Origin of the sequence: Halochromatium roseum, assembly GCF_016653315.1 — a bacterium.
Lineage (GTDB): Bacteria > Pseudomonadota > Gammaproteobacteria > Chromatiales > Chromatiaceae > Lamprobacter > Lamprobacter roseus.
The window spans coordinates 110,988-125,872 of record NZ_NHSH01000076.1; the positions used below are offsets into that span (position 1 = coordinate 110,988).

General features: G+C 62.2%; 15 protein-coding genes. 7 read left to right on the plus strand and 8 right to left on the minus strand.

From position 1 onward, the window contains the following. Nucleotides 1-11: 11 nt before the first annotated feature. Nucleotides 12-764 carry a HesA/MoeB/ThiF family protein gene (locus tag CCR96_RS21595; RefSeq protein WP_201223516.1) on the minus strand — a complete coding sequence of 251 codons (753 nt, stop codon included), beginning with the start codon at nucleotides 762-764 and terminating at the stop codon, nucleotides 12-14. A gap of 162 nt (nucleotides 765-926) precedes the next feature. After that, nucleotides 927-1,277 (minus strand): hypothetical protein, encoded by a 351-nt coding sequence (locus tag CCR96_RS21600; protein ID WP_242479303.1) that lies wholly within the window; start codon nucleotides 1,275-1,277, stop codon nucleotides 927-929. A gap of 309 nt (nucleotides 1,278-1,586) precedes the next feature. On the opposite strand from CCR96_RS21600, the gene CCR96_RS21605 reads away from it, so the two are divergent. After that, nucleotides 1,587-2,600, plus strand: a complete 1,014-nt coding sequence (locus CCR96_RS21605; RefSeq protein WP_201223518.1) for a class 1 fructose-bisphosphatase — start codon at nucleotides 1,587-1,589, stop codon at nucleotides 2,598-2,600. 71 nt (nucleotides 2,601-2,671) lie between these two features. On the opposite strand, the gene CCR96_RS21610 is transcribed toward CCR96_RS21605, so the two are convergent. Further along, a complete protein-coding gene (locus tag CCR96_RS21610) occupies nucleotides 2,672-3,106 on the minus strand; it encodes a DUF29 domain-containing protein (protein WP_201223520.1) in 435 nt (144 codons plus the stop codon). Between the two features lie 57 nt (nucleotides 3,107-3,163). On the opposite strand from CCR96_RS21610, the gene CCR96_RS21615 reads away from it, so the two are divergent. Genes CCR96_RS21615 through CCR96_RS21625 form a run of 3 tightly spaced genes read left to right on the plus strand, consistent with a single transcriptional unit; the run spans nucleotide 3,164 to nucleotide 6,815 of the window. Further along, nucleotides 3,164-4,324, plus strand: coding sequence for a glycosyltransferase family 2 protein (locus tag CCR96_RS21615; protein ID WP_201223617.1), 1,161 nt, complete (start codon nucleotides 3,164-3,166; stop codon nucleotides 4,322-4,324). Next, entirely contained in the window at nucleotides 4,324-5,910 is a 1,587-nt protein-coding gene (locus CCR96_RS21620; RefSeq protein ID WP_201223522.1) for an ArnT family glycosyltransferase, read from the plus strand. The genes CCR96_RS21615 and CCR96_RS21620 overlap by 1 nt, the downstream gene beginning before the upstream one ends. Nucleotides 5,911-5,963: 53 nt before the next feature. After that, nucleotides 5,964-6,815 carry a phosphatase PAP2 family protein gene (locus CCR96_RS21625; protein WP_201223530.1) on the plus strand — a complete coding sequence of 284 codons (852 nt, stop codon included), beginning with the start codon at nucleotides 5,964-5,966 and terminating at the stop codon, nucleotides 6,813-6,815. 105 nt (nucleotides 6,816-6,920) lie between these two features. Here the strand turns inward: CCR96_RS21625 and CCR96_RS21630 are convergent, their stop codons facing one another. From CCR96_RS21630 to CCR96_RS21650, 5 genes are all read right to left on the minus strand, one after another. Then, the gene (locus tag CCR96_RS21630; protein WP_201223532.1) at nucleotides 6,921-7,631 is read right to left on the minus strand and encodes a lipid-binding SYLF domain-containing protein; all 711 of its coding nucleotides are present in this window, start codon (nucleotides 7,629-7,631) and stop codon (nucleotides 6,921-6,923) included. Between the two features lie 86 nt (nucleotides 7,632-7,717). Next, a complete protein-coding gene (locus CCR96_RS21635; protein ID WP_201223534.1) occupies nucleotides 7,718-7,936 on the minus strand; it encodes a hypothetical protein in 219 nt (72 codons plus the stop codon). A gap of 124 nt (nucleotides 7,937-8,060) precedes the next feature. Beyond that, complete coding sequence (locus CCR96_RS21640) at nucleotides 8,061-8,378, minus strand: DUF4342 domain-containing protein (protein WP_201223536.1); 318 nt, start codon at nucleotides 8,376-8,378, stop codon at nucleotides 8,061-8,063. Nucleotides 8,379-8,503: 125 nt separating this feature from the next. After that, entirely contained in the window at nucleotides 8,504-9,601 is a 1,098-nt protein-coding gene (locus CCR96_RS21645) for a serine/threonine protein kinase (protein WP_201223544.1), read from the minus strand. 151 nt (nucleotides 9,602-9,752) lie between these two features. Continuing rightward, the gene (locus CCR96_RS21650) at nucleotides 9,753-10,658 is read right to left on the minus strand and encodes an MDR/zinc-dependent alcohol dehydrogenase-like family protein (RefSeq protein ID WP_242519280.1); all 906 of its coding nucleotides are present in this window, start codon (nucleotides 10,656-10,658) and stop codon (nucleotides 9,753-9,755) included. Nucleotides 10,659-11,029: 371 nt separating this feature from the next. Between CCR96_RS21650 and egtB the strand changes: the two genes are divergently transcribed. From egtB to ubiD, 3 genes are read left to right on the plus strand one after another with little or no spacing between them, the layout of a single operon-like run. After that, a complete protein-coding gene (gene egtB, locus CCR96_RS21655) occupies nucleotides 11,030-12,334 on the plus strand; it encodes an ergothioneine biosynthesis protein EgtB (RefSeq protein ID WP_201223548.1) in 1,305 nt (434 codons plus the stop codon). Further along, nucleotides 12,331-13,329 (plus strand): L-histidine N(alpha)-methyltransferase, encoded by a 999-nt coding sequence (egtD, locus tag CCR96_RS21660; protein ID WP_201223550.1) that lies wholly within the window; start codon nucleotides 12,331-12,333, stop codon nucleotides 13,327-13,329. Before egtB ends, egtD begins: the two co-directional genes overlap by 4 nt. 11 nt (nucleotides 13,330-13,340) lie before the next feature. Then, nucleotides 13,341-14,807 (plus strand): 4-hydroxy-3-polyprenylbenzoate decarboxylase, encoded by a 1,467-nt coding sequence (ubiD, locus tag CCR96_RS21665; protein WP_201223552.1) that lies wholly within the window; start codon nucleotides 13,341-13,343, stop codon nucleotides 14,805-14,807. Nucleotides 14,808-14,885: the final 78 nt, after the last annotated feature.

Sequence of the window (14,885 nt, forward strand, 5' to 3'; positions counted from 1 at the left end):
AGGCCTCGTTTTTAGCAAGCGCCGCGATCAGCGCAGACCGGGCACGCGGGATCGAGCGGGATTCTCAACATCCGTATTGCCATGGTCTGCGCATCGAGCAGTAGGAGCTTTGAGAACAGCGGCTCGCCGTAGCCACTGAGCACCTTGATGGCCTCGGTGGCTTGGATGCTACCGATGATGCCGACCAGCGGTGCCAGCACGCCTTCGCGGGCGCAGCGCTCGCCTGCTTGCCCATTGTCCGGATAGAGGCATTGATAGCAGGGCTCGCCGGCGCGTCCGGCGAAGACCGCAACCTGGCCTTCGGCGCGGATGGCAGCGCCGGAGACGAGCGGGATGCGAGCCTTGACACAGGCCTCGTTGACAGCGTAGCGGGTCTGGAAGTTGTCGCTGGCGTCGACGATGAGATCGACCTCGGCGGCGAGTTCACCAAGGCGCCTCGGGCTTAGGCTACGCTTGATCGGGACCAGCTCGCAGCTGGGATTCAATGCTCTCAAGGTGGCGACGGCGGAATCGACCTTGGTCCAGCCGATGCGCTCGCTATTGTGCAGAATCTGCCGCTGCAGGTTGGAGAGGTCGACGGCGTCGAAGTCGGCGAGCAAGAGACGACCGATGCCTGCAGCGGCAAGATACATCGCCACGGGTGATCCAAGTCCGCCAAGCCCAACGATCAGCACCCGCGACTGTTTCAGGGCTTCCTGTGCCCGCTCGCCGAAACCCGGCAGCAGCGTTTGACGGCTGTAGCGGGTTTGTTCATCCGGCGTCATGGATGGCGCTCCCACTTTTTATGGACACTGATGTCGCCCAGAACTTGGTGTCGCACAAGCGGCTAGCGTTTGCGCTCAGTTCGTAGAAGCGCGCGCTCATCGTTGCGCTGGGCGGGCTGACAGCGGTTCCAGCTGGTCATCACTGTTTTGGTTGGTCAAGGCTTAGCCGCCGGCCTGTTCGGTGGCGGGTTGGGCGCGGCCGATCTCGGTGACATCAACAAAGTAATAGCCGCAGGTGGCTGGCGTAACGTTTTCGCTGACTGTGCGCGGGTATTTGCGACAACTCGGCGGACGCGCGTAGTAGACGGCACAGCTACTCAGCCCTTCGGCATCGACGCGCAGGAACGGGCAGGGATAGGGCAACTTGCAACAGGCACCGCAGCGGTTGCAATCGCCACGCCTGCCAGCATCAACGGGCAGGAGCAGCGATGTGACGAAGCGCTGAACCTTGCGGACCAGCCCGGTGATGAGTTCGAGCAGGGTCTGGCGCCTATGCGGTGGCGTCGTATGCATCGTTCAGAGACTCCTTAAAAGGGTCGTGGTAGAGGGTGGTGGTAGACGGTAGAGAGCGCGATTTGGGTCGGCAGTGCGCGGGCGCGAAACCTCTGGCCCCAAGCTGATCTCGTCATTGGCCGGTCATACTACGTGTCTTGCACTTATTTGACTACGGGCATTGCTTGCGCACAGAGAGTGCTTCATCGGTCGCTGATCGCTATACTGCGCGATTACCCGCTACTTTTTCGTGTGCTTTGCTGTGTCGCCCGAGCCGAGCCTCGGCTAACGCGGCAAAGTATCCACTCAGATCAGCCAGAGGACTGCTTTATGCACCACGGTACGACCATCACCCAGTTCATTGCCGAAGAACAACGCCATGCGCCGGGAGCAACGGGCGAGTTCACCGCGTTGCTCAACGACATCGTCACCGCTTGCAAGATGATCTCGAATCAGGTCAACCATGGCGCGCTGGTCGGCGCGCTGGGCAGCGCTGGCAGCGAGAATATCCAGGGTGAGACGCAGAAGAAGCTCGATGTCCTCTCCAACCAGATGTTCATTCAGTGCACCGAGTGGTCGGGTCATGTTGGCGCCATGGCCTCGGAGGAGATGGACGAGATCTACGAGATCCCAAAGGAGTATCCACGCGGCAAGTATCTGCTGACCTTCGATCCGCTCGACGGCTCCTCGAATATCGACGTCAATGTCTCGGTTGGCACCATCTTCAGTATCCTGCGTATGGCTGATAACGCTGGCGACGCCACCGAGCGCGACTTCCTGAAGGCCGGCACCGAGCAGGTTGCGGCCGGTTACGCGCTCTATGGTCCTTCGACCATGATGGTGCTGACCACCGGCAACGGCGTCAATGGCTTTACCTTGGATCAGAACATCGGCGAGTTCATCCTGACGCATCCGAACATGACGATCCCGACGGAGACCGCCGAGTTCGCGATCAATGCCTCGAACGGTCGCTTCTGGGAGGCGCCGGTCAAGCGTTATGTCGACGAATGCCTAGCCGGTAAAGAAGGTCCACGGGGCAAAGACTTCAACATGCGCTGGATAGCCTCCATGGTCGCTGAGGTGCATCGCATCCTGACCCGCGGCGGCGTCTTCATGTATCCGATCGATTCGAAGATGGTCGAGAAGGGGCTGGGCGGTAAGCTGCGCCTGCTCTACGAGGCGAACCCGATGTCATTCGTCGTCGAGCAGGCGGGTGGCGCTTCGATCACCGGTAAGGAGCGCATCATGGAGATGCAGCCTGAGGGGCTCCATCAGCGCGTGCCGGTGATTCTTGGCTCACGAGATGAAGTCGAGCGTCTGCAGGGCTATCACAACGAGGGTTGAGCCGTAGGTTAGCGCCTCGCCTTGGTGGCCGCGGGTTCGATGCCCGCGGCCGCGGCGAGGCATTATGCACGTCAGTTCGGATAGAACGCTGGGTCGGTGACTTGCACCGTGCTGAAGGGGCAGTCGATCGGAAAGTGCGACTCTTCGAGGTTGGTTTCCTTGACCGCGAGCAGTCGCCCGAGCCGATAGGCCTTTGTGATCTGCTGCTCAAGCGTGGGCCTGAGGCTCGGATTGTCGTCTAGTAGATCTCCGATCGACAGTCGTTGCTCCTTGATCGTCGCTCGCCAGCTTGGTGAACGCTGCTCTGGCTGATGCTGCCATTTCAGCAGATGTGCCAGCAACACCTTGAGACGGTTGGTCAGTTCGCGACGCTCTCTGGCCCCCATGCTCTCGAGCTCCTCCACCAAATGATCGATGTCGAGCGCGGCATATTGGCCGCTGCGCAACAGGCAGGCTTGCTCTTGCGTCCAGCGATGAAAATCTTGCTCGTAGCCGGTCGTCGTCATTGTTTGCCTCAACGCGTTGGCGAGTCCCAACGAGTATAGCCTCAGTCGACCATGGACATGCTCGAACCCCAGCCAAAGCGTCAGCTCCAGCCCCTGCCTGATCCCCATCCGCTGAGCCTCTCGGTGGTGATCCCGCTCTATCAGGAGCGCGATAACATCGAGCCGCTGTTGGCCCGCATCCATCAGGGTCTGCAAATCTACCCCCATCCCTGGGAGCTGATCCTGGTCGACGATGGCAGTCGCGACGGCACTGCCCAGGTGCTGTTTGAGCAGACCGCCCGCTATGGCACGCATGTGCGCGTGATTAGCTTTCGGCGTAATTTCGGCCAAACCGCAGCGATGCAGGCCGGCTTCGATGCCGCGCGCGGTGCGCTGATCGCAACCCTCGACGGTGATCTGCAGAATGATCCGGCCGAGATCCCGCGCCTGATCGACGAGCTGCTGGCGCGTGATCTCGATCTCCTGCAGGGCTGGCGGCGCGATCGTCAAGACGCCTTGCTGCTGCGCAAGATCCCGTCGCGTCTCGCCAACGGACTCATCGCTCGGGTCACCGGCGTGCACCTGCATGATTACGGCTGCAGCCTCAAGGTCTATCGGTCCGAAGTGATCAAGGAGATCCGCCTATTCGGCGAGATGCATCGCTTCATCCCGGTCTGGGTGGCCGGGATCACCGCGCCTGAGCGCATCGGCGAGACCGAGGTCGGGCATCGCGCGCGCGAGCTGGGGCAGTCCAAGTATGGGATCTCGCGCACCTTCCGCGTACTGCTCGACCTGCTGGTCGCGTTCTTTTTTCTCCGCTTCGGCGCACGGCCCGGCCATTTCTTTGGTGGCATTGGGCTCTCATTCGGCCTGCTTGGCGGATTGATGATGAGCTGGCTGGCCTGGGTCAAGTTCGGGCTCGGTGAGGATATTGGTGATCGCCCGCTGTTCTTCGTGGCAATCCTGTTCCTGGTCGCCTCGATCCAATTCCTGACCACCGGTGTCCTGGCTGAGATCATGACCCGCACCCTGTTTGCCTCGGGTGACCGGACCCATCACTGCATCTGCCGGCAGACTGATCCGGAGGTCGCCAGCTGGAAGGTCGAGCAGCAACAAGACCGTCCGAGATCAGGCGCGCAGACTCGGCGCCAAGCGCTAGCGGGCGGATTTGACCTCACCCCAGAGCAAGCATCGCAGCAGGCCGGTGCCGCGGCTCAGGGCTCGGAGGGTTCCGTTTAATGGGCGCGCGCGACGCATGGTTGACAAGGTTGCTAGTCTCGCCCTGGTTCCTGGTGCTGATCGTCTGGCTCGCCTTCTTCTGGCAGCTCGGTGCGGTGCCGCTCTACGATCTCGATGAAGGCGCCTTCACCGAGGCCACCCGCGAGATGCTCGCCAGCGGCAACTTCATCACCCCGCACCGCGACGGCGAGCCGCGTTATGACAAGCCGGTGCTGATCTATTGGTTACAAGCGGCCTCGGTCTCAGTGCTCGGCTGGAGCGAATTTGCGCTGCGGTTGCCATCGGCGATGGCCGCCAGCCTCTGGCTGCTGGCGCTCTGGTGGTTCGTGCGCGAGCGGTTGGATGCGACGACCGCGACCATTGCTGGCTTGGTCATGGCGCTCGGGCTGCAGGTCGCGATCATCGGCAAGGCCGCAGTCGCCGATGCGTTGCTGAACCTCTTCATCGCGCTCAGCTTCTTCGAGATCTACCGCTGGCGGCTGCGGCCGACCCGCGCGACCCTGCTGCGAGTCTACCTCTGGCTCGGTCTCGGCTTCCTGACCAAAGGCCCGGTCGCGGTGTTCTTCCCTTTGGTGGTGAGCCTGCTCTACTTCAGCTCGCTGCGCGAATGGCGCGCCTGGCTCGCGGCGGTCTTCGAGTGGCGTGGCTGGCTGGTCTTCATCGCGGTGGCCGGTCCCTGGTACCTGGCGATCTATCTCGACGACGGTTTAGGCTTCTTTCAGAGCTTCTTCCTCGGTCACAATCTGGGACGTTACAGCGGGGTGAAGCATGGTCATGCTGGCTTCCCCGGCTATTACTTCGTGATGCTGCCGTTGGTGTTGTTGCCCTTCACTGGCTGGTTTCTCAGTCTGCTGCCGAGGCTGCGCCAACTTTGGGCTAATGAGTTGGATCGGTTTCTGCTGCTCTGGTTCGTTACCGTGTTTGCCGTGTTCTCGTTCTCGGGTACCAAGCTGCCGCACTATCTGGTCTATGGCATCACGCCCTTGTTCATCCTGATGGCGCGGCATCGCGATGCGCTGAACAACCGCTGGCTGGCCTTTCTGCCGCCGCTGCTGTTGGTGGCCTTGATGGTGGCACTGCCTGACGTCCTTGGGCTGCTGACAGGGCAGGCCGATCGCGCCCACGAACAGGCCATGTTCGCGGAAGCGGCGCGGGTGCTCGATGGCTGGTATCGGCTGGGTACCTGGATTGGACTCGTCGCGATGCTGGGTTTGCTGCTCTGGTCGCAGGTCGGACTCTGGCAGCGACTGATATTGGTTGGCATCGTTCAAACCCTGCTAGTGTTCGGCCTTTTGGTACCGGCGGTGTTTGCGGTCATGCAGGCGCCGGTCAAACAGGCGGGACTGCTAGCGCGTGAGCTCGATCGGCCAACGGTGGTTTACCGCACCAGCATGCCGAGCTTCAGCGTCTATCGCGATGCGATCACGCCTGAGAGCGATCGGCCACAGGTCGGAGAGCTGGTGTTCTTGCGCGTCGATAAGCTCGAGCGGTTGGCCGAGGCCGTGGCGCCGAATCGGCTCGATCTTCGGTATCGTCAAGGGCCGGTGGCGTTGGTGCTGATCGAGCAGCCCGAGGCTCAACGGTAGACACGACCACAGCGCCCCCCGAGACCGAGGTCGGTTTGAAAAGCAAACGCGGAATGAGCCTGGAACAGGCGCTGACGGCTGGGGCTGAGCGTGATCCCGCAGTTGTGGCAGGAGGTGCCATCTGGCTGCTCGGGTGGGCGCTAGTCTGCGCCTTGCTCGGCATTGGCTTGCAGCTAATTGGTGACGAGGGCTATCACAGCGGCTTCCTGACACTTAATCGCCTATTCGCTCAGCTGCCCGCCGGCCTCTGGCAATGGCTGACCGTGCTTGGGGATGAGCGAGTCGCATTGACCTTGGCACTGTTGCTGTCGTACCAGCATCCGCGTGTCTTTTGGGCGTTGCTCTGTGCCGCGCTGGTGGCGATTGCCTACTCACGCGGGCTCAAGCCCCTGGTCGACGCCGCTCGCCCGCCTGCGGTATTACCGATCGAAAGCTTCGAGCTGATTGGCGTTCAGCATCGCAAGCATAGCTTTCCATCGGGCCACAGCGTGACCGCCGCGGTCTTCTTCGGGGTGCTTATTTACTATGCCCAGCAGGCGCGCTGGCGATTCATCTTTCTCGTGTTAGCGACCGCCGCCGGGCTGAGCCGGGTTGCGGTTGGCGTGCATTGGCCGGTCGATGTGATGGCCGGTCTCGCAGGTGGTGCGCTAGCGGCGTTGGCAGGCGTGGCGCTCGCCCGGCGCAGCCTCTGGGGCCTTTACGATCCGGGCGTGCATCTCGCCTTCGTGGTGCTTGCTGGATTTGCCGCGATGGGTCTCTTCTTCGACGACGGTGGCTATCCGGCCGCGGCACGACCGTTGCAGGTACTTGCTTTCTTCGCGTTGACCATGGCGCTAGTGCAGTACGTACTGCGGCCTATGCTCAGGTCTCTTCGGCCCCCGCGCGCTGCGCATGAGAGAGATTAGAGATTGATCAACGCCGTCGTAAGCATCCATAGGCGTCACTCCGTGGCGCCTTGTCCTGCCCAATTTGTGCTCCAGATAATCCCAACAACAGTCGTGGCCGGCTTTTCAGTCAGTAGGAGACGCCGTATTCAAGCTCTGATCAGGCCAATACTTGGTCGCGAGCAGCTTCGCCGAGATCTTCCAGCCGTCGCCGGTGAGGACGAAGATCGCCTGGCCGCTGTCGTTGAAGTTGAACTTCAGTTGGTCGGTCTGATCGCCAGTCATGGTGCCAGCCTCGGCGCTGGCATCCGTGCCTTGGGTGACGAACTTGTTAAAGGCAAATGGCGTCTCGAACAGGATCACAGTCTTGGTCGCGAATCCGCCGAAGCCGAAACCGACGCCGACACCACCGCTGCCCATCTTCATGTAGGTGCGCTGATCGGTCTCGCGATCGACCGCAACACCGCGACCGTAGCCAGCTGCGACCAGCATCTCAACCTGTCGGCTGACAAAGACCGCGTAGCCGGCGCTCTCGTCGAACAGCTTCTTGGCCGCAGGCTCCTTGGCAAACAACTGCTCCAGGGTTTCCTCTGTCAGCGCATCGAGCTTGGCGCGCGTCTCTTCCGGAGTGGCCCCATCAGCAAGATCATACTTGGTTGATTCGACCGTCTGATTTGCACTTTCCGCGGCCTTGTCTAAGGCCTTGCTGGCCGCATCGGTGGCCGCGCTGGTCGCGGTGCTGATCTGTTCCGCGGTCTTTGCGGCACCCTCCTTGAGCTTCTCGAGCAGCGTTGGCTCGTCTGCGACCGCGAGGGTTGAGCCGGCAGCCAGAGCCATGATGGCCACTGCAGATCGGACTCGGACAGGATGTTTCATCTGGATCTGGCTCCGGTATAGCGCCTGTTGGTTCGGCTGACCTCAGCCTATTCGGCTGCCGCTTCGGTTTCGGTGCCTTCGGCCGTCTCGGCTTCGGGCTCGGCAGGCGCTGCCTTTGGCTCTGGCGTCTTCAGCAAGCCTTCGGTCCTGAGTACGGCGACCTTGTCGTCCCCTTGCACCCAACGTTTGCGTTTGTCTTTGACGGCATAGCGGCCTGAGCGCTTCTCATAAATCGTATGGTCGCGGGTGGTCTTGAGCTTCTTCATCGGTTGCCTTTGTCAGGGGGTTAAGGAAGAGGGGGTTTAGGAAGATTCGATCGGGGCTTGGAGCCGCTAGGCGCTCCTCGGTCGTCGTGCTGGCTAGGCTCGCAGTCTGCGTGCCAGCGAGTTGCTAAGGCAGCACATTCGGGTCGTTCTTATCCTCATTCTGCTCATCGGAGCGCTGGATATCGATCTCGAACTTCGTGATCAGCGCTGCCATGGCAGCGAGGGCGGCGATAATCGGCGCCAGCAGTGTCAGTGCGCCGCCGACGGCAACACCGGCGGTCAGCGGTATCTCGAGCAGTGTTGCGCCACCCGGCTTGCGGATGATGAGGCGGCGCACATTGCCCTCGGCGACAAGCTGCTTGACGTAGTCAACCAGCTCGCTGCCGGCGACGGTGACGCGCTCGCTGAGGCCGCGCCGGGGCTCGTAGGGATCTTTTGACATCTGGGGAGTTGCTCGGCTCGCGTCAATACAATGCAAGGGTTGTCGAACGGACCGCCTATCATCGACTGAGCCTTGCGGGTGCGTCAACTTCGACACCAGCCTTTGATGAGCAGAAGCGGTCCGGCTCAAAACAGCGCCAGTGGGCCTTCTTGCATTGCCGCGATCTGTTCGCGCAGGATCAGGATCTGCTCTTCCCAATAGCGTGGCGAGTCGAACCAGGGGAAGGCGCTGGGGAAGGCCGGATCTTCCCAACGTCGCGCGATCCAGGCCGAATGATGGATCAGACGCAGCGTGCGCAGGGCTTCGATCAGATGCAGCTCGCGGGGGTCAAAATCGGCAAAGTCCCGATAACCCTCAAGCACCGCATCCAGCTGCATCGCCATGGCTTGGCGGTCGCCGGAGAGCAGCATCCAGAGATCCTGGACCGCCGGTCCGCTGCGCGCGTCGTCGAAGTCGACGAACTGTGGCCCCGCATCAGTCCAGAGCAGGTTGCCGCGGTGACAATCGCCGTGGAGGCGCAGCATGTGCACGGCGCCGGCGCGCTTGTAGCAGGCCGCGACCTCGGTCAGCGCATGCGCCAGGACGCTCCGGTACGAGGTCTCGAGTTCGCTCGGAATCCAGCCCTGATCGAGCAAGAATCGGCTGGGCTCCTCACCGAAGTGTTGCAAGTCCAGCGTCGGGCGATGCCGAAACGGCTGACTCTCTCCAACACGATGGATGCGGCCGATGAAGCGGCCGATCCGGGTCAAGATCTCGAGGTCCTCGAGTTCTGGATCACGGCCGCCACAGCGGATGCTGAGGGAGAAGCGGAAGCCCTGATGTCGGTGCAGACTGCGGCCATCGATCCGCAGCGGCGGGACTGCAGGGATCTCGCGCTCTGCCAATGCCGCGACAAAGGCATGTTCTTCGGCGATGGCTTCATCGGACCAGCGTCCAGGCCGATAGAATTTTGCAATCAGTGGTGCCGCGTCATCGATTCCGACCTGATAGACCCGGTTCTCATAGCTGTTCAGCGTCAGCAGATGGCCATCGACGAGGAAGCCGAGCGATTCGACGGCATTGAGCACCAAGTCGGGGGTCAGATCGGCGTAGGGCTTGAGCTGAGAGGTGTCTTGAGGTGTTGCCGATGCAAGGTTTGAAGACGCGGTCGCTCCGCTGTGAGACGCCGATCCGTTGTCGGCTGCAACGGATGTTGAGTCGTTGCTCGATGAGGCTGTGGTCATAAGAGTGCGCCTGCTGGACTAACATACATGGTGCGTCGCCAACCCGGATGATGAAGCGCGTGTTTCGGTCAGGTCTGTGACTCAGTGCGCGCCGCCCGCTTGCTCAGCTGGCCGCGCTGCGATCCGGTCTTGGTGTGAGTGCGGTTGGTTGTCAGCTGCAGTCGATCAACGCCTTCAAGACGGACGGCTCGGCGGCACGCTGCAATGCGACAACGCCGTTGGCGAGCGGCTCAACGCAATCGATCAATGGGGTTGGGTCGACGCGCTGCTGCTCGAGCAGCCTCAATGCGGCAGGGAAGGGGCCACAGCGCGAGCCGATGATGCGAATCTCATCCACGACCAGCGTCGACAAAGCCACCGGAACCTCGCCTCGGTAGGTGCTCTTCAGGCAGAGGCAGCCACGCGGGCGCAGCGCACGTCTGGCCAAGGCGAAGCCGCCGGGCGCGCCGCTGGCCTCGACCACAAGATCATAGTGGCCATCGGCCACCTCCGGCTCCTCGATGCAACGCGCGCCGATGCCTTGCAGGCGTTGGCGTTGGTGGGCGTGTCGTGCGACGACATCCAGCTCGGCCCCAGTCAAGGCCAAGACGCGCGCGATCAGCTGCCCAAGCCGTCCGGCTCCGACCAGCAACACCCGATCGGAAGGCTTGATCGGGACCAGCTCCGGGATCTCGAGCGCCGCCGCCAGTGGCTCGACGAAGACAGCAGCGCGATCTGGCACGACGTCCGGCACGCGATGCAGGTTGTCTAGGGGCAGACAGAGATACTCGGCGAAGGCACCGTCGTGGTGCTTGATGCCGAGCACCTCTCGGTTCAAGCAATGATTCGGCCGGCAGGCCAGACATTCGCGGCAGTGACCGCAGCTGATATTGATCGACCCGACGACGCGCTCTCCCACGCGCTCGGGCGCGGTCGGCGCGCCCGTGATCTCACCGACGAACTCATGCCCGAGCACGCCCGTGAAGGGATAATAGCCGTCCATCAGGGCGAGGTCGGTCGAGCAAACGCCGGCTAGACGCACCTTCACCAAGGCCTCGCCGGCGGCCGGGGCGGGCATAGGAAGATCGCTTCTGAGTCGAGGCCGGTCGTCGAGCCAAATCGCTTTCATCAACAGATCCTCCGACAATCGCTTTGGGTTGCTGCGCGCGTTGAGATGCGCTCCGTCAAACAGCTTCGAGAACAGGCCCGCGCCGGTTTGTGCCTTCAGGTTATCCTTATCACTCCTTCGAATCACTCCTTCGAATCACTCCTTCGAATCATCCCTTCGAACGAAACGACCGCGACTGGAAATTCGGCTGCAACATCGCCAAATCTCTCGCCAGAGCCAATCACGCACCGCTCTTCAGCCTTCATCGCCGTCGGCCGGTGAGCGATCAACCCATCCCAGCCTCTCTCTCAATCGACGAGATCGGACACCAGGAGAACCTGATGCCCCTAATGGACGACCCCAGTCTTTACGATGACTATCGCCGCGTGCGAACGTTCACCGAGCAGCTGTGTGAGCCGCTCGAGATCGAGGATTACATGCTCCAGGCTGCGGCCGAGGCCAGCCCAGCGAAGTGGCATCTGGCGCATGTCTCCTGGTTCTTCGAGACCTTTCTGCTGCGGCCGTTCCTGCCCGACTATGCGGTCTTTCATGCGCAATTCGATCATCTGTTCAATTCGTACTACGAGCAGACAGAGGCGGGCTTTTGGCCCCGCTCAAAGCGCGGGCTGATCTCGCGTCCGACGGTAGCCGAGGTCTATGCCTACCGCCGCCATGTCGACGACGCCATGGCGCGGTTGCTCAGCGACTGTGCGACCGAACACCAAGCGACGGTGAGGGCGCGGATCGAGATCGGACTCAATCACGAGCAGCAGCATCAAGAACTCCTGTTGACCGATATCAAGTACAACCTGGCCTACAATCCGTTGCGCCCGGCCTACCGCAGCGAACTGCCCAGGCTGCCTTCGCAAGACCCGGTGCCCCTCACCTTCACCGCCTTCGAAGGCGGTATCCACAGCTTTGGTGCCGTCGATCAGAGCCAGATCGAGCGCCAAGCCGAACGCCAAGACGAGCGCCCGGCCTTCGCCTACGACAATGAATTCCCGCGCCATCAACGGCTGCTAGAGCCGTTTCGGCTCGCTGATCGGCTGATCACTAATGCCGAGTACCAAGCGTTTGTCGACGACGGCGCGTATCGCAATCCGGCGCTCTGGCTCTCCGACGGCTGGGCACGGATCAAGACCGAGGGCTGGCAGGCGCCGCTGTACTGGGAGCAGCTCGATGGCGTCTGGCACGAGACCACCCTCAGCGGTCGCCGCCCGCTGCACCCGGCCGAGCCCGTCTGCCATGTCAGCTACTTCGAGGCCGAGGCCTATGCGCGCTGGGCCGGACGCCGACTGCCGACCGAGTTCGAATGGGAGCACGCAGCCGCTGACCGAGCCGTCGAGGGCCACTTCGTCGACGACGGCCACCTGCATCCCACAGCAGCCGGCACCGGTTCGCTGCAGCAGCTGTTTGGCGACTGCTGGGAATGGACCGGGTCTGCCTATCTGCCCTATCCACGCTACCGAGCCGTCGATGGCGCCCTTGGCGAGTACAACGGCAAGTTTATGAATGGCCAGATGGTGCTGCGCGGCGGCTCATGCGCCACCTCGCGCGATCATGCGCGTCATACCTATCGGAACTTCTTCTATCCACACGAGCGCTGGCAGTTCAAAGGCATCCGGCTGGCGGAGGACTTGGCATGATCTCTTCGACCGACCCGACCACGGCGAATCCGATCTACTTCCACGATTACCATCCGACCCCTTCGGACCTACGTGCCGAGGTGCTGGCCGGGCTTGCACAGCCCCGCAAGCAGCTCTCGCCAAAGCTGTTCTACGACGCCGAGGGGTCGAAGCTGTTCGACGCCATCTGCGAGCTGCCAGAGTACTATCCGACCCGAACCGAGATCGCGATCCTGCGTGAGCATGGCGCCGAGATGGCACGCCGGCTGGGTCGCGAGGCGCTCTTGGTCGAGCTTGGCAGCGGCAGCAGCCTCAAGATCCGGGTGTTGCTCGAGGCACTGCAGCCGGCGGTCTATATGCCGGTGGATATCTCCAGCGAGCATCTGCAGCGGTCGGCGCAAGCGCTTGCGGCGACCTTCCCGAAACTCGAGGTGCATGCGGTTTGCGCGGATTACTCGACACCGTTCGAGCTTCCGGTCGACGATCACTCGCATCCGCGCGCGGCCTTCTTCCCAGGCTCCTCGATTGGCAATTTCGAGCCCGCGGAGGCTGAGCAGCTGCTGCGTCGCGTGGGTACGATTCTCGGGCCTGAGGGCCGGCTGCTGATCGGCGTCGACCTGATCAAAGATCGCGCGCGGCTCGAGCGTGCCTACAATGATGCGGCGGGCGTGACCGCGGCGTTCAACATGAACCTGCTCAGCCGCATCAACCGCGAACTTGATGGTAAATTCGATCTTGCCCGGTTTCGGCACGAGGCCTTTTTCAATGCCGAACAGGGACGCATTGAGATGCACCTGCTCAGCACCTGTGACCAAGATGTCGATGTGGCTGGCGAGACCTTCAGCTTTCGCGAAGGCGAGACCATCCACACCGAATGCTCACACAAGTACAGCGTGGAAGGTTTCCACGCCTTGGCCGGCCGAGCTGGCTTCCAGCCCGAGCAGGTCTGGACCGATCCCAAGCAGCTCTTCAGCGTCCATTGCCTCGTCCATCGGGGCACACTCGCGACGGAATAACGAGACAGCCATTGAAGTACCAGGATCTGCGCGATTTCATCGACCAGCTTGAGGGTCGGGGCGAGCTTAAACGCATCCGCATTGAGGTCGACCCTTACCTCGAGGCCACCGAGATCTGCGACCGCACCTTGCGTGCTGGCGGTCCAGCACTGCTGTTCGAGCGCCCAAAAGGTTCCCGGGTGCCGCTGCTCGGCAACCTCTTCGGTACGCCACAGCGGGTCGCGCTCGGCATGGGGGAGGAGTCGGTCCAGGCCTTGCGCGAGGTCGGTAAATTGCTCGCCTTTCTCAAGGAGCCAGACCCGCCAAAGGGGATGAAGGAGGCCTGGCGGACCTTACCGATCTTCAAGAAGGTGCTGGACATGGCTCCGAAGGTGCGCCGCAATGCGCCCTGCCATGAGCAGATCTTCGAGGGCGACCAGGTTGACCTCGGGCGCTTTCCGATCCAGCACTGCTGGCCTGGCGATGCCGCACCACTGATCACCTGGGGACTGGTGGTCACCCGCGGCCCGGAGAAATCGCGGCAGAACCTCGGCATCTATCGGATGCAGGTGCTCGGCCGCAACCGGGTCATCATGCGCTGGCTTGCACATCGTGGTGGCGCGCTCGATTTCCGCGACTGGCAGCGCGCGCACCCGGGCAAGCCGTTTCCGATTGCGGTTGCACTGGGCGCCGATCCGGCCACCATCCTCGGCGCTGTCACGCCGGTGCCAGACAGCCTTTCTGAGTATGCCTTTGCCGGTCTGCTGCGCGGGAGTCGCACCGAGCTTGCAGCCTGTATCGGCTCCGATCTGCAGGTGCCGGCGACCGCCGAGATCGTCCTCGAGGGCCATCTCCATCCGAATGACATGGCGCCCGAAGGGCCATTCGGCGACCACACCGGCTACTACAACGAGGTCGACGACTTCCCGGTCTTCACCATCGATCGCATCACCCAGCGCAAGCAGCCGATCTACCACAGCACCTACACCGGACGGCCGCCGGATGAGCCCGCGATCCTCGGCGTTGCGCTGAACGAGGTCTTCGTGCCGATCCTACAGAAGCAGTTCCCGGAGATCGCTGACTTCTATCTCCCGCCCGAGGGCTGCTCCTATCGGCTCGCGGTGGTGGCGATGAAGAAGCAGTACCCCGGTCATGCGAAACGCGTGATGCTCGGCGTCTGGTCTTTCCTGCGCCAGTTCATGTACACAAAGTTCGTGATCGTGATCGATGACGATGTCAACGCACGCGACTGGAAAGACGTGATTTGGGCCATGACCACGCGGATGGACCCAGCGCGCGATACGGTGATGATCGAGAACACGCCGATCGACTATCTCGACTTCGCTTCACCGGTCTCCGGGCTCGGCTCCAAGATTGGTTTTGACGCCACCAGCAAATGGCCGGGTGAGACGACGCGCGAATGGGGACAGCCGATCCGGATGGATGCGGAGGTCAAGGCACGGGTCGACGAGCTCTGGCCGCGACTGGGTATCACTTAAAGGCCGCCTCCGCCCCTTGCGTCTGCCATGGCATCAGCGCTGGTGACGGACGCTCCTCGATCCGGGGCGGAGGCGGAC

Excerpts from the sequence above, each read along its gene's own strand:
- CCR96_RS21605 (WP_201223518.1), top strand. The coding sequence starts at position 1,587 with ATGCACCACGGTACGACCATCACCCAGTTCATTGCCGAAGAACAACGC.
- CCR96_RS21620 (WP_201223522.1), top strand. The coding sequence starts at position 4,324 with ATGGGCGCGCGCGACGCATGGTTGACAAGGTTGCTAGTCTCGCCCTGG.
- CCR96_RS21610 (WP_201223520.1), bottom strand. The coding sequence starts at position 3,106 with ATGACGACGACCGGCTACGAGCAAGATTTTCATCGCTGGACGCAAGAG.
- CCR96_RS21630 (WP_201223532.1), bottom strand. The coding sequence starts at position 7,631 with ATGGCTCTGGCTGCCGGCTCAACCCTCGCGGTCGCAGACGAGCCAACG.
- egtB (WP_201223548.1), top strand. The coding sequence starts at position 11,030 with ATGCCCCTAATGGACGACCCCAGTCTTTACGATGACTATCGCCGCGTG.
- egtD (WP_201223550.1), top strand. The coding sequence starts at position 12,331 with ATGATCTCTTCGACCGACCCGACCACGGCGAATCCGATCTACTTCCAC.
- CCR96_RS21645 (WP_201223544.1), bottom strand. The coding sequence starts at position 9,601 with ATGACCACAGCCTCATCGAGCAACGACTCAACATCCGTTGCAGCCGAC.
- CCR96_RS21615 (WP_201223617.1), top strand. The coding sequence starts at position 3,164 with ATGCTCGAACCCCAGCCAAAGCGTCAGCTCCAGCCCCTGCCTGATCCC.
- CCR96_RS21640 (WP_201223536.1), bottom strand. The coding sequence starts at position 8,378 with ATGTCAAAAGATCCCTACGAGCCCCGGCGCGGCCTCAGCGAGCGCGTC.
- CCR96_RS21635 (WP_201223534.1), bottom strand. The coding sequence starts at position 7,936 with ATGAAGAAGCTCAAGACCACCCGCGACCATACGATTTATGAGAAGCGC.
- CCR96_RS21595 (WP_201223516.1), bottom strand. The coding sequence starts at position 764 with ATGACGCCGGATGAACAAACCCGCTACAGCCGTCAAACGCTGCTGCCG.
- CCR96_RS21625 (WP_201223530.1), top strand. The coding sequence starts at position 5,964 with ATGAGCCTGGAACAGGCGCTGACGGCTGGGGCTGAGCGTGATCCCGCA.
- CCR96_RS21600 (WP_242479303.1), bottom strand. The coding sequence starts at position 1,277 with ATGCATACGACGCCACCGCATAGGCGCCAGACCCTGCTCGAACTCATC.
- CCR96_RS21650 (WP_242519280.1), bottom strand. The coding sequence starts at position 10,658 with ATGCCCGCCCCGGCCGCCGGCGAGGCCTTGGTGAAGGTGCGTCTAGCC.